Genomic DNA, 13,448 nt, shown 5'->3' with positions numbered 1-13,448 from the left:
CCGCCGAGGATGAAGCGGGTCAGTAACTGCCGTTCGCGAAGCGGGCGATCGGATCGTCCGCGGTGCCGGTGCGCGCGCCGACGGGCGCGGATTGTGTCGACGCACGCAACACCTGCACGGGCTCGATGGTGCGCGGTGACGGCGCGGTGGCGGGCGGCGGTTCGTCGTCGAACGCGGCAGCCTGGGCGGCGGTCAGCGCCGTCGTCGGAATCTGCGTGCCGACCTCTGCCGGGCCGGCCGGCGCCGCATTCGCGGTCGGAGCGAGCATGTCGCCGTTCGCGGAGGTTGCCTGCTGCCGGGCGGCCAGCACGCGCGGCGGCGGCGGTTCGTACGGATCGGTGGCGGGCGCGGCTGTTGGGGCCACCGCAGCGGTCGATACGACCGCCGCGGCTTGCGCGACCGGAGCGGGAGACGGGGCCGCGCTGGCTTGCGCAGCGGCATAGGCGGGCTGCCGTGGCGCAGCGGCGGTCACGACAGCGGCCGGTGTGGCCGGCGGCGCGTCGCGCCGTGCCTCGTAGGTCGGCGTATCGAACGGTGCCGGTGTGCCGCGCGGCGGCGCGACACGGCGAATGCCGTCGAAGCGCTTGGCCCAGTACGGGTTCGTCAGGTAATCGAGCCGCACGGTGCCGCCGGTCGACGGCGCATTGACGAAGCGCAGCTTGCCGACATAGATGCCGACGTGCGAGTGCGGGCGTCCGGTCGTATTGAAGAAGATCAGATCGCCCGGCGCTACCGCTTCGGGGTCGATCGACACGCCGCGGCTGCTCATGTCGGCGGTCGTGCGCGGCAGGTTCACGTCGGCCGCGCGGCCGATCACGTAGCGCACGAGCCCGCTGCAGTCGAAACCGCTCGTCGGCGTGTTGCCGCCCCAACGATACGGCACGCCGACAAGGCTCATCGCCTGGATCGAGATTTCTTCCTGGCCGACGCTGTGATCGACGAATTTCGGGAAATTGGCGGGCGGCGGGAACGCGCGCGGGGTGGTGATCTTCATGCCGGAGGTGCGCGATGCCGACTGCGGCGGCACGCTGGAGCAGGCCGCGAGCAGAGAAACGACGGCGACGGGAACCCAGATTCGAAGCATGAGAAGGCGGACGAGCGCGGCGCGCTCGCCAATCGTATGACAACAGACAGACCCGATGGTAGACGTTCCGGCGGGGCTTAGGCAACCATTCCTGAGAATTTACTTGAAGTTTCGCGCGTAAGTGAGGTTGTTGCGTTACGAGACATGACCAACGTTTCCGACCCCAAAAATAAAAACGGCGCTCCGGAAACGGAGCGCCGCGTGGCGTCGACGGCCGGCGAGGCGCCGGTCGCGCGTTACAGGATGTCCGACGCGTAGTCGGCGAGCCGTGAGCGTTCGCCGCGCGCGAGCGTCACGTGGCCGCTGTGGCCCCAGCCCTTGAAGCGGTCGACGACGTAGGTCAGGCCCGAGCTGCCTTCGGTCAGGTAAGGCGTGTCGATCTGCGCGATGTTGCCGAGGCACACGATCTTCGTGCCGGGGCCCGCGCGCGTCACGAGCGTCTTCATCTGCTTCGGCGTCAGGTTTTGCGCTTCGTCGATGATCAGGTACTTGTCGACGAACGTGCGGCCGCGCATGAAGTTCATGCTCTTCACCTTCAGGCGCGAACGGATCAGCTCCTGCGTCGCCGCACGGCCCCATTCGCCGGCCGCGTCGTCGGTCTTCTGCAGCACCTCGAGGTTGTCGTCGAATGCACCCATCCACGGCTGCATCTTCTCTTCCTCGGTGCCGGGCAGGAAACCGATGTCCTCGCCGACGGGCACGGTCGCGCGCGTCACGATGATCTCGTTGTAGCGCTTGTCGTCGAGCACCTGCGCGAGGCCGGCCGCGAGCGCGACGAGCGTCTTGCCGGTGCCGGCCTGGCCAAGCAGCGTGACGAAGTCGATCTCGGGGTTCATCAGCAGGTTCAGCGCGAAATTCTGCTCGCGGTTGCGCGCGGTGATGCCCCACACGTTGTTCTTGTGGTGGCTGTAGTCGCGCAGCGTCTGCAGCAGCGCCGTCTTGCCGTTCAGCTCGCGGACGATCGCGTGGAACGTCGGCTCGCCGTTCTGCGGCTCGAGATAGACGAACTCGTTGACGAGCATCGACGCGACGAGCGGGCCGGTCACGCGGTAGTACGTCGTGCCCGTCTTCGTGTCCTGCCAGCTCTCCATGCCCTTCGCGTGCTTGGTCCAGAAATCCTGCGGCAGTTCGCGCACGCCGTTGTAGAGGAGATCCTTGTCCTCGAGTACCTGGTCGTTGAAGTAGTCTTCAGCGGGCAGGCCGAGCGCGTGCGCCTTGATCCGCATGTTGATGTCTTTCGACACCAGCACGACCTGGCGGTCCGGCCGGTCGCGCTGCAGCGCGCGCACGACGCCGAGGATCTGGTTGTCGGCCTTGCCTTCGGGCAGGCCTTCGATCGGCGCGATGTCCGCGAGCTTCGTCTGGAAGTACAGGCGGCCGAGTGCCTCGCGGCTGCCGAGGCGCGACAGCGGAATGCCGGCCGAGATCGGGCCGCCGTCGGCGACCAGCGCGTCGAGCGTGCGGCTCACCTGGCGGGCGTTGCGCGCGACTTCGGACATCCCCTTCTTGTGGTTGTCGAGTTCCTCGAGCGTCATCATCGGCAGATAGACGTCGTGTTCCTCGAAGCGGAAGAGGCTGCTCGGGTCGTGCATCAGCACGTTGGTGTCGAGCACGAACAGCTTCTGCAGTTCGGCTTCGGCCGGCTTGCGGCTGCGCGACTTCGTCGCGGCGCCGGCATCGCGCGCGGGCGCCGCGGACGGTTTGCCGGCGGCCGGCTTGTCGTTGCGTGCAACGACCGGCGCGGCGGGGGCAGCGGGTGCCGCCGGCACGGCCGGCGCCGGCATCGGCTGCAGCAGTGCAGCCGTCTGCCGGGTCTTGCGGCCGCGTGCGGGCGTGCTTGCGGTGTCGTGCTCCGACGACGCGACGGCGCGCAGCGGTGCGGTCGTGTTCGCGGCTTCGGTCATCGGTTGGGCCACGCTGGCCGGACCGTAGTCACCGGCTGTGGATGCGTCCCCTTCGGCGGACTTCTTCGCGGCTTTCGCGGGCCGCGCTTTCGCCTTGTATTCGTCGGGCGGCAGCAGGCTGCCGAGCTTGCTGGGGGGGGTAGGCAAAGGCATGGTGTCCCTCGGGAGGAATCGTGTCGCATGAAGTGCGCCGCTGATCGCATCCTGCGTGACGTAGACGCATGCAGTTTGCGCGCGGTGGCGCACAGGAATTTCGTCGAGCCGGTTCGCCTAAGTGTCGGTCAACTCCTTGACGAGATGACGGCCGGACCGAGAGCCGGCACGCAGTCCATAAAAAAAGCCGCTGCCCCGTGGACCGGGACATGCGGCTCGGCTGATACCGTCGTGATGCGCGTCAGGTGCCGGGAAGCAACGCAACGGGCACCGGCGCAGCTACGAGAAATATGGGGCGAACTGGCATTCATTGCGGCCCAATATAGCGCGGCTCAAAGCGCTTGTACAGCACTTAGCACGTCGTCCACGTGGCCGGGCACCTTGATGCCGCGCCATGCCTGGCGGAGCACGCCGTCGGCGTCGATCAGGAACGTCGAACGCTCGATTCCGCGCACTTCCTTGCCATACATTTTCTTCATCTTGATGACATCGAACAGCGCGCACAGCGCTTCGTCGGCATCGGAAATCAGCGGGAACGGCAGCTCGAGCTTTGCCTTGAAATTGTCATGCGAGCGCAGGCTGTCGCGCGACACACCGATGACTTCGGCGCCAGCCTTCTTGAACTTCGGATAGAGATCGCGGAACTGCAGGCCTTCGGTCGTGCAGCCCGGCGTGTTGTCCTTCGGATAGAAATACAGGACGAGCTTCCTGCCCTTCAGGTCGGACAGCGAAATGTCGCCACCCGTAGCCGGTGCGGTGAAATCGGGAACTTGACGGTCAACTTCGACGGACACGTGTTTCTCCTGTTGTTATGGAAAGGCGCCGCTCGGGCGGCGCGGTTCGGCGGGGGCGCCGCGGCACGCCGCGAGGGCGGGGCAGCGTGCCGGCGCGCGCGCACGCTCAGTCGGGCTGGACGATCAGTTCGCCGGAGCGGCCGGGGATTTCGCCCCACGTGACAGGGTACGATGGCAGCGAGTCGCGGTCCAGCGTCGCGTGGTAGTCGCCCATCGTCGCAAACGTATGGCCCTGCGCGCGCCAGCCGGCGAGTAGCTGTTCGAACACCGGCGCGAGCTTCTGGCCTTCCAGTTCCGCGTGCAGCGTGAACACCTGGTCGTGCGGATTGGCTTGCGTGAACTTCAGGATGTGCGCGGCGACGTTGTGCGTGTCGATGCCGTCGATACCGAGCACTTCGTCGAGCGTCGGCAGCGTGGTCGGCATCTGCACGTGCGACAGCGTGCGGCCGCCGACCACGGGCAGGTACGGCGAATGGCCGCGACCGTCGGATGCGTAGCGCATCCCCCATGCGTCGATCTGCTCGAATGCGGAGTCGTTCATCTGCCAGCCGGCCGCGCCGTGCGTGACGGGCGGTGCGCCGAAAATGTCGATGAAGCGCGCGTGGCTCTTCTGCATTTCACGTGCGGTCCAGTCGCGATCGCGCACGCGCACGTTGTCCTGCCAGTACACGTGATCCCACGTATGGATCCCGCATTCGAAGCCGGCCTCGTGGATCGCGCGCATGTCGGCGATCGCACGGCGGCCGATGTCGGGGGCCGGCAGCAGCACGCCGTACATCAGCTGCTTCACGCCGTAATGCTCGACCACCGACGTGCGCGACACCTTCTTCAGGAAGCCCGGGCGGAACACGCGCCGCAGCGCCCAGCCCGTGTGATCGGGCCCGAGGCTGAAGAGGAAGGTCGCGCGCGCACTGAAGCGGTCGAAGATGCGTGCGAGGTTAGGCACGCCTTCGCGCGTGCCGCGCAGCGTGTCGACGTCGATCTTGAGGACGATACGAGCCAAGCGAGCGTCCCGTCGTCAGTTCTGCTCGACCAGCGCGCGCGCGTCGGCGACATGGCCGCGATACGCTTCGAAGATCTTGCGCAGCGCGTCGTCGAACGTCGATTGCGGCGCCCATGCGAGTTCCTGCATCGTGTTGTCGATCTTCGGCACGCGGTTCTGCACGTCCTGGTAGCCGTTGCCGTAGTAGGCGCCCGACGTCGTCTCGACGAGCTGCACCTGCTTCGCGGAGCCGGCGTATTCCGGGTATTCGGCGGCCAGTTCGAGCATCTTGTGCGCGAGCTCGCGAACCGAGAAGTTATTCTTCGGATTGCCGATGTTGTAGATCTTGCCCGACGCGATGCCGTTCTTGTTATCGATGATCTTCATCAGCGCGCTGATGCCGTCGTCGATATCGGTGAACGCGCGCTTCTGCGAGCCGCCGTCGACGAGGCTGATGTTCTCGCCGCGCACGATGTGGCCGAGGAACTGCGTGACGACGCGCGAGCTGCCTTCCTTCGGCGTGTAGATCGAGTCGAGGCCCGGGCCGATCCAGTTGAACGGGCGGAACAGCGTGAAGTTCAGGCCTTCCATCCCGTAGCCCCAGATCACGCGGTCCATCAGCTGCTTCGAGCATGCGTAGATCCAGCGCGGCTTGTTGATCGGGCCGTAGGTGAGCGCCGATGCGTCCGGATCGAACTGCTCGTCCGAGCACATGCCGTAGACCTCGGAGGTCGACGGGAACACGAGGTGCTTGCCGTACTTGACGGCCGAACGCACGATCGGCAGGTTCGCCTCGAAGTCGAGCTCGAACACGCGCAGCGGCTGCTTGACGTAGGTCGCGGGCGTCGCGATCGCCACGAGCGGCAGGATCACGTCGCACTTCTTGACGTGATACTCGACCCACTCCTTGTTGATCGTGATGTCGCCTTCGAAGAAGTGCATCCGCTCGTGGTTGACGAGGTCGCCCAGCCGATCGGTCTGCATGTCCATGCCGAACACTTCCCAATCGGTGGTTTCAAGAATGCGCTTCGACAGGTGATGGCCGATGAAGCCGTTCACACCCAGGATCAGGACTTTTTTTGCTTTCATGAATGACGGGAAGAATGAATGAACTGCGCGAATTCCGCGGGCGTCACGACGGTTTCGCTGCCGTCGCGCTGCTGCCACAGCTCGAGAATGGATAGGGCGCGACTGTCGCCGCAGACGCCGAATAGCGCATTATCGCTTACGTGCAGGCCGGGCGGCAAATCTGCCGCAGCCACGGCGGCGGCGCTGCCGGGCGCCGCGAGGCGCGCGCGGGCGATCACGAAGCGTGTGTCGCCGACGTCGGTGAATGCGCCCGGATACGGGGGCGCGACCGCGCGCACCAGGTTGTAGACCTGCGCGGCCGGTTTCGACCAGTCGATCCGGCCGTCTTCCGGCTTGCGGCCGCCGTAGTAGCTGCCGCTCGCGAGCTCGTTCGGCAGGTGCGGCGCCTCGCCCGCGAGCAGCGCGGGCAGCACGCGCCAGAGCGTCTGCTCGGCGGCGACCGTCACCTTGTCGAACACCTGCGCGGCGGTGTCGTCCGGCAGGATCGGCACCGCGGTCTGGCCGATGATGGCGCCGGCGTCCGGTTTCGCGGCCATCTCGTGCAGCGTCGCGCCGGTTTCCGTTTCGCCGTTCAGCACGGCCCAGTTGGTCGGTACCCGACCCCGGTATTTCGGCAGCAGCGAACCGTGCATGTTGTACGCGCCGCGCGGCGCGATCGCGAGCAGGTCCACCGGCAGCATGTGGCGGTAATAGAACGAGAAGATGAAGTCCGGCTGCGCGTCGGACACCGCGCGGCGCAGCGCCGGGTCGGCGGGGTCGGCCGGCGTGGCGACCGCAATCCCGTGCTCGGCGGCGACGGATGCGACGCTGCCGAACCAGATGTTCTCGTTCGGGTTGTCCTCGTGCGTGACGACGAGCGCGACGTCGACGCCGCGTGCCAGCAGCACCTGCAGGCAGCGCACGCCGACGTTGTGATACGCGAAGACGACGGCGCGCGGCTTCATCGCGCCGCCCCCGTGCGGTTCGTGCCCGGCACCGCCGGCATCCCGTCGTGCTGTTCGAGCACGGCCTGGATCAGGTAGCGCGGCCGCGCACGCACCTGCTGGTAGATGCGGCCGACGTATTCGCCGAGCAGGCCGAGTGCGAAGATGATCACGCCGAGCAGGAAGAACGTGATCGCGAACAGCGTGAACACGCCTTGCACTTCCGCGCCGACGATGAAGCGGCGCACGAGCAGCAGCACGAACAGCGCGGCGGAGCCGAGCGACAGGATCACGCCGATGAACGACAGCCACTGCAGCGGCACGACCGAGAAGCCCGTCACGAGGTCGAAGTTCAGCCGGATCAGGCTGTACAGCGAGTACTTCGACTCGCCCGCGAAGCGTTCCTCGTGCGCGACCTCGATTTCGGTCGGGTTCTGCGCGAACGTGTAGGCGAGCGCGGGAATGAACGTGTTGACTTCGCCGCACACGTTGATCGTGTCGATGATGCGGCGGCTGTACGCACGCAGCATGCAGCCCTGGTCGGTCATCTTGATCCGCGTGATGCGCTCGCGCAGCCGGTTCATCATCTGCGACGCCTTGCGCCGCCACAGGCTGTCCTGACGCTGCTTGCGGATCGAGCCGACGTAGTCGTAGCCCTCGCGCATCTTCTCGATCAGCTTGCCGATTTCCTCCGGCGGGTTCTGCAGGTCGGCATCGAGCGTGATGACGATATCGCCGTGCGACTGCGCGAAGCCGGCGAGGATCGCCATGTGCTGACCGTAGTTGCCGTTGAGCAGCACGACGCGCGTCGTGTCGGGGCGCACGTGGAACTGGTCTGCAAGCATCGCGGCCGAGCGGTCGCGGCTGCCGTCGTTGATCAGGATCACTTCGTACGACGTGCCGAGTGCGTCGAGTGCCGGGTAGAGCCGCGCGAACAGCGCAGCCAGGCCGTCTTCCTCGTTGTATACGGGGATGATGACCGATACCTCCGGGTTCGCGGCGCCCGGATGCCCGGCGCGTGCTTCAAGGTGATTCATGTACGCTTATTTTCCGTATTGATCGCAAATCTGGTTGATGGCGTCGGCCACGCGACGCACGTCGTCTTCCGTCATCTGCGTGAAGAGCGGCAGCGTGACGGTCGACGCGCCGTACCGTTCGGCGTGGGGGAACATGCCCTCCTTGAAGCCGCGCGCACGATACAGCGTGAAAAGATGGATGGCCGGGTAGTGGACGCCCGTGCCGATCCCGCGTTCCTTCATCTGCGCCATGAAATCGGCGCGCGAGATCGACAGCCGGTCGAGCGGCAGCGTGACCTGGAACATGTGCCAGTTGCTGTTCTCGAAATCGGCGACGGGCAGGCCGAGGCCGAGCTTCACGGCCGGGCCGTCGCCGAGCGCGGCGAAATACGCGCGCGCGAGTGCGCGGCGCTGCGCGGTGAAGCGCTCGAGGTGCGGCAGCTGGCCGAGGCCGACGCGCGCGGCGACATCGGTCAGGTTGTACTTGCCGCCGAGCACGTCGCAGTCCATCCCGTCCAGGCCGGTGCGCGTGATGCCCTGCAGCCGGTACTTCTGCGCGAGCGTCGCCTCGTCCTCGTTGTTCAGCACGAGCGCGCCGCCTTCGATCGTCGTCAGGTTCTTGTTCGCGTGGAAGCTGAACGACACGATGTCGCCGAGCGCGCCGATGCGCTTGCCTTGCCACGTCGAGCCGAGCGCCTGCGCGGCGTCCTCGATCACGCGCAGGTTGTGCGCGCGCGCGATCGCGTACAGGCGGTCCATGTCGACCGGCAGGCCGGCCAGGTAGACCGGGATGATCGCCTTGGTGCGCGGCGTGATCGCCTGCTCGAGCTTGTCGAGGTCGATGTTGCGTGTGACCGGGTCGATGTCGGCGAACACGGGCGTCGCGCCGGTCTCGAGAATCACGTTGCTGGTCGACACCCACGTTGCCGGCGTCGTGATCACCTCGTCGCCGGGGCCGACGCCCGCGATGCGCAGGCCGATCTCGAGCGTGCAGGTGCCCGAATTGAACGCGCGGACCGGACGGCCGCCGCAATACTCGGACAGCGCGGCTTCGAATTTCTGGCTCTGCGGGCCGGTGGTGATCCAGCCCGAGCGCAGCACTTCGACGACGCCCTGGATGGTTTCCTCATCGATCTCGGGGCGGGTGAACGGCAGAAACGGAGCGGTAGTCTGGCTCATGAACACGTTAGCCTGTAATGGCGTGTAATAAAGGGGTCGGGCGATCCGGCCCGAAACCGGCATTAAACACCGGTTGGCGGATTCGTACCGTGATTTTTTGTAGGCGGACGCTTAATGCGCATGAGTGCACCTGGGCCCGCCGGGCACGCTCAACTGCGCGCGAGCACGAGCACGCCGATCAGGATGATGCCGATGCCGATGAGCCGCTGGACCGACAGCACTTCGCCGAACAGGTACCACGCTGCGAACGCGTTGACCACGTAGCCGAGCGACAGCATCGGATACGCGATCGACACGTCGACCCGCGACAGCCCGAGAATCCAGACGACGACGCTCAGCACGTAGCAGGCGAGGCCGCCGATGATCGGCAGCTGGGTTGCGATCTTCAGGCCGACCGGGATGATGTTCGCGCGGCTGAATTCGAAGTGTCCAACTGCGTTGACGCCGGCTTTCAGCAGAAGTTGCGCACAGGCGTTGAGCATCACGCCGGTGATGATGCAGACGAGCGAAACGGGATTCATGCGGTGGGCGTCCTTACGATTGCGGTTTCTCGACGATCACGCGGCGGTTGTCGCGCGCGATCACGCGCATCGGCACGCCTTGCTTGACCAGCGTGTCGTACTGGCCGGGCGGCATGATCGCGAGCGCATGGGTTTCCTGCTTCCAGCGTTCGATCCATTGGTCGACGGTCGGGATCCATTTGTTCGGCTCGACGGAGATTCCGAAGGCGAGCTCGTCCTGGCGCTGGACCATGATCGTCGTGTGGCCCATATAGAACGGGAACGTGTGATCGAGCATCTCGATCGAGTAGAACGGCGTGTCGGGCGGCAACTTCGCCAGTTCGGCGCGCACGGCGGGCGCGAGCAGCGCGCCCGAGCTGTAGCGGCCGAACTCGTCGTGACCGGTGCCGCCGATCGTGCCGAACGCGAGCCACGCGGCGCCGAACGCGGTGATCGCGGCCGCGACGCCCACACGGCGGTTCAGCCAGGCGGCGGCCAGCGTCAGCGCGGCCGCGACCGCGAGGCCCGCGTACAGCCAGATCTGGAACGTGCGGTACAGCGCGTTCGGCGTGCGGGCGTCACCCTGGTACGCGAGGAAGATGATCCCGAACGCCGCGACGACGATGAACACGAGATAGCCGAGCAGGTGGCGCCGGAACCGCTCCGCGGTGATCAGCGGCAGGTACGCGCCGATCATCAGCGCGAGCGCCGGCGCGATCGGCAGCACATACGAGATCAGCTTCGAATGCGACACGCTGAAGAACACGAAGATGAACGCGCTCCAGATCAGCAGCACGAGCATCGGGGAGAAGCCGTTCGGCTGGCGCGGCATGCGCAGCGCGTGGCGGATGCTCTGCCACGCGACCGACAGCCACGGCAGGAAGCCGACCAGCAGCACCGGCACGAAGTAGTAGAGCGGGCCCGGGCGATTCTGTTCCGGGGTCAGGTACCGACGGAACTGTTGGACGATGAAGAAGAAGTTGAAGAACTCGGGGTTGCGCTGCTGGACGAGCACGAACCACGGCGTGACGATCGCGAAGAAGATCACGAGGCCGCTCACCAGATAGAGCCGCTTCCACAGCGCCCAGTCGCGGGCGACCAGCGTATAGAGCACCAGCACGGCGCCGGGCAGGATCAGGCCGACGAGGCCTTTCGACAGCACGGCGAACGCCATCGCGGCCCAGCACGCCCACATCCAGCCGCGCACCGCGCCCGCGCGCAGCCCGGGGCGCTGCGCGAGCAGCAGCGAGCAGAGCGACAGCGCCATCCAGAACGCGAGCCCCATGTCGAGCGCGTTGAAGTGGCCCATCAGGTTCCAGTACGGCGAGCACGCGAGCACGACGGCCGCGAGGAAGCCCGACAACGGATTGAACAGGCGCGCGCCGGTGAAGCCGACGAGCAGCACGCCGGCGAAGCTGGCGAGGCCCGTATAGAGGCGCGCCTGCCATTCGCCGATGCCGAACCACGCGAACGTCAGCGCATTCAGCCAGGTCTGCAGCGGCGGCTTCTCGAAATACTTGTAGCCGTTGTAGCGCGGCGTGATCCAGTCGCCGGTGACGAACATTTCCCGGGCCATCTCCGCGTAGCGGCCTTCGTCGCTCGGGATCAGGTGGCGCAGCCCGAGCGGCGCGAACCAGACGATCGCGAGCGCGATGAACAGAAGGGCGAGCGTGATGCGATTGAGCGGTAGCCTCGACGGCGTATCGTTCATGGATTTTCAGCCTGTTGGTTGTTGTGATGGGCCGCCGGCGGGTCGTGCCGGGGGCGGGCGGCCTGCCGCGTATCGATCCGGATGATGATCCGGGGATCGACCCGGTGCGCCGGCCCGTGTTTTACCGCATCGGGGATTAACGTTCAATTAAGAGCGCGGCGGCGACTTTGCGGCCCTCGGCCATCAGGATGTTGTAGGTGCGGCAGGCGGCCTGGAAATCCATCGTCTCGACGCCGATCCGCTTGGCCGTGAGCGCGGCCACGAGCCGCGGATGCGGGAAGCGCAGCCGCGCGCCGCTGCCGAAGATCACGAGTTCGGGCGCCGGGTCGAGCAGCATCGCGAAATGCTCGGGCGCCAGTGCGTCGAACGACGACACCGGCCAGTCCCGCACCGGTGCGCCGGGCAGCACGATGACGCTCCCTTCGTGGCGTTGGAGGTTGACGTCGACATAATCGGGGCCGTAGCCGGTGACGGTGTTGAGCGCGCCGCTCGCGTCCTGGTGCAGTTTCAAATCGGTAATCCGCGGTTTCCGTAGGGGAGTGTCTGTCACGGGCCGCACGGGCCCGGGCGGCCGGTTTCGCGAGCCGGCGCACACGGGACGCCTGACGGCGCGGGCCCGGAGCGGCCATGGTGCATTGCGAAAGTCAGCCAAAATCCGCTAAATTATAACTTTTTGGTCGCCCCCGGGCGCCACTTGCGTCGTGCGTCGTCACAAGCGCCGTCCGACCGCCCGCTTTTTCCCAGTCTAGACAGCGCGCACAGACCGTCCGCTCTCCAGTTTTGATCCCGTCCCCCCGGCCGCAAGGCCAACCCAGGAACCGTGTCGTCGTGAAACCGATTCAGAAGTCGAACAAGCTGCTCAACGTCTGCTACGACATCCGTGGCCCGGTGCTCGAGCACGCGAAGCGCCTCGAGGAAGAAGGCCACCGCATCATCAAGCTGAACATCGGCAACCTCGCGCCGTTCGGGTTCGACGCGCCGGACGAGATCATCCAGGACATGATCCGCAACCTGCCGGCGTCGTCCGGCTATTCGGATTCGAAGGGGGTGTTCTCGGCCCGCAAGGCCGTGATGCACTACACGCAGCAGAAGGGCGTCGTCGGCGTCGGCCTCGACGACATCTACATCGGCAACGGCGCGTCCGAACTGATCGTGATGGCGACCCAGGCGCTCCTGAACGACGGCGACGAGGTGCTGCTGCCGGCGCCCGACTATCCGCTGTGGACGGCCGCCGTGAGCCTGTCGGGCGGCACGCCCGTGCATTACGTGTGCGACGAGCAGAACGCGTGGATGCCCGACCTCGACGACATCCGCCGCAAGATCACGCCGAACACCAAGGCGATCGTCGTGATCAACCCGAACAACCCGACGGGCGCCCTTTATTCCGACGAATTGCTGCTCGAGCTGCTCGGGATCGCGCGCGAGCACGGGCTGATCGTGTTCGCCGACGAAGTCTACGACAAGATCGTCTACGACGGGTTGGAGCACACCGCGCTCGGTTCGCTGTCGGAAGACGTGATCACCGTCACGTTCAACAGCCTGTCGAAGAGCTATCGCTCGTGCGGCTACCGCGCGGGCTGGATGGCCGTGTCGGGCCTGGGCGGCGACAATCGCCGGCGCGCGAAGGATTACCTGGAAGGCCTCGGGATCCTGTCGTCGATGCGCCTGTGCGCGAACGTGCCCGGGCAGTTCGCGATCCAGACCGCGCTCGGCGGCTATCAGAGCATCAACGAGCTGATCGTGCCGAGCGGGCGCCTGTACAAGCAGCGCGAGCTCGCGTACGACATGCTCACGTCGATTCCCGGCGTGACCTGCGTGAAGCCGCAGGCCGCGCTGTACATGTTCCCGCGCCTCGATCCCAAGCTCTATCCGATTCAGAACGACCAGCAGTTCATCCTCGACCTGTTGCTCGAGGAGCGTGTGCTGCTCGTGCAGGGAACGGGCTTCAACTGGGCGGCCCCGGATCACTTCCGCGTGGTGTTCCTGCCGAACCTCGACGACCTGACCGATTCGATCAACCGGATCGCACGCTTCCTCGACGGCTACCGCAAGCGCCATTCCGTCTGAGCGGACGGGGTCCCCCGGCATTCAATCATTCATTCTTACTCATCGA

General features: G+C 66.2%; 12 protein-coding genes and 1 pseudogene. 2 read left to right on the top strand and 11 right to left on the bottom strand.

Annotated elements, in window-relative coordinates; genetic code table 11:
• Positions 1-19 precede the first annotated feature (19 nt).
• Both ACVK00_RS21590 and ACVK00_RS21585 read right to left on the bottom strand, forming a co-directional pair.
• Positions 20-1,084: a C40 family peptidase gene (locus ACVK00_RS21590; RefSeq protein ID WP_284890709.1), complete on the bottom strand. Its 1,065-nt coding sequence runs from the start codon at positions 1,082-1,084 to the stop codon at positions 20-22.
• Between the two features lie 236 nt (positions 1,085-1,320).
• Positions 1,321-3,141 (bottom strand): PhoH family protein, encoded by a 1,821-nt coding sequence (locus tag ACVK00_RS21585; RefSeq protein ID WP_166724697.1) that lies wholly within the window; start codon positions 3,139-3,141, stop codon positions 1,321-1,323.
• On the opposite strand from ACVK00_RS21585, the pseudogene ACVK00_RS21580 reads away from it, so the two are divergent.
• A pseudogene (locus tag ACVK00_RS21580) lies at positions 3,037-3,281 on the top strand (hypothetical protein); the annotation flags it as partial. The gene ACVK00_RS21585 and the pseudogene ACVK00_RS21580 overlap by 105 nt on opposite strands.
• Before the next feature lie 192 nt (positions 3,282-3,473).
• On the opposite strand, the gene ACVK00_RS21575 reads toward ACVK00_RS21580, so the two are convergent.
• The 9 genes from ACVK00_RS21575 to ACVK00_RS21535 form a co-directional block, all read right to left on the bottom strand.
• Positions 3,474-3,935 carry a peroxiredoxin gene (locus tag ACVK00_RS21575; RefSeq protein ID WP_031403668.1) on the bottom strand — a complete coding sequence of 154 codons (462 nt, stop codon included), beginning with the start codon at positions 3,933-3,935 and terminating at the stop codon, positions 3,474-3,476.
• 106 nt (positions 3,936-4,041) lie between these two features.
• On the bottom strand, positions 4,042-4,938 hold the full coding sequence (locus ACVK00_RS21570) for a polysaccharide deacetylase family protein (RefSeq protein ID WP_228904505.1): 897 nt from the start codon (positions 4,936-4,938) through the stop codon (positions 4,042-4,044).
• A gap of 15 nt (positions 4,939-4,953) precedes the next feature.
• Entirely contained in the window at positions 4,954-6,006 is a 1,053-nt protein-coding gene (locus tag ACVK00_RS21565) for a bifunctional UDP-4-keto-pentose/UDP-xylose synthase (RefSeq protein WP_166724696.1), read from the bottom strand.
• Complete coding sequence (locus ACVK00_RS21560; protein ID WP_228904503.1) at positions 6,003-6,950, bottom strand: formyltransferase; 948 nt, start codon at positions 6,948-6,950, stop codon at positions 6,003-6,005. The genes ACVK00_RS21565 and ACVK00_RS21560 overlap by 4 nt, the downstream gene beginning before the upstream one ends.
• Entirely contained in the window at positions 6,947-7,966 is a 1,020-nt protein-coding gene (locus ACVK00_RS21555; RefSeq protein ID WP_228904502.1) for a glycosyltransferase, read from the bottom strand. The genes ACVK00_RS21560 and ACVK00_RS21555 overlap by 4 nt, the downstream gene beginning before the upstream one ends.
• A gap of 6 nt (positions 7,967-7,972) precedes the next feature.
• Positions 7,973-9,124, bottom strand: coding sequence for a DegT/DnrJ/EryC1/StrS family aminotransferase (locus ACVK00_RS21550; RefSeq protein WP_166724693.1), 1,152 nt, complete (start codon positions 9,122-9,124; stop codon positions 7,973-7,975).
• 149 nt (positions 9,125-9,273) lie between these two features.
• Complete coding sequence (locus ACVK00_RS21545) at positions 9,274-9,645, bottom strand: SMR family transporter (RefSeq protein ID WP_006754748.1); 372 nt, start codon at positions 9,643-9,645, stop codon at positions 9,274-9,276.
• 13 nt (positions 9,646-9,658) lie between these two features.
• Positions 9,659-11,335 (bottom strand): glycosyltransferase family 39 protein, encoded by a 1,677-nt coding sequence (locus ACVK00_RS21540; protein WP_228904500.1) that lies wholly within the window; start codon positions 11,333-11,335, stop codon positions 9,659-9,661.
• 136 nt (positions 11,336-11,471) lie between these two features.
• Positions 11,472-11,846, bottom strand: a complete 375-nt coding sequence (locus ACVK00_RS21535; RefSeq protein ID WP_059817584.1) for an Mth938-like domain-containing protein — start codon at positions 11,844-11,846, stop codon at positions 11,472-11,474.
• A 317-nt stretch (positions 11,847-12,163) separates the two neighbouring features.
• Here ACVK00_RS21535 and ACVK00_RS21530 point away from each other — a divergent pair, with 317 nt between their 5' ends.
• Complete coding sequence (locus ACVK00_RS21530) at positions 12,164-13,402, top strand: pyridoxal phosphate-dependent aminotransferase (protein WP_006754745.1); 1,239 nt, start codon at positions 12,164-12,166, stop codon at positions 13,400-13,402.
• Positions 13,403-13,448 lie beyond the last annotated feature (46 nt).

It is taken from the genome of Burkholderia sp. PvR073 (assembly GCF_054055695.1).
This window is presented reverse-complemented; position numbering and strand designations above follow the sequence as displayed.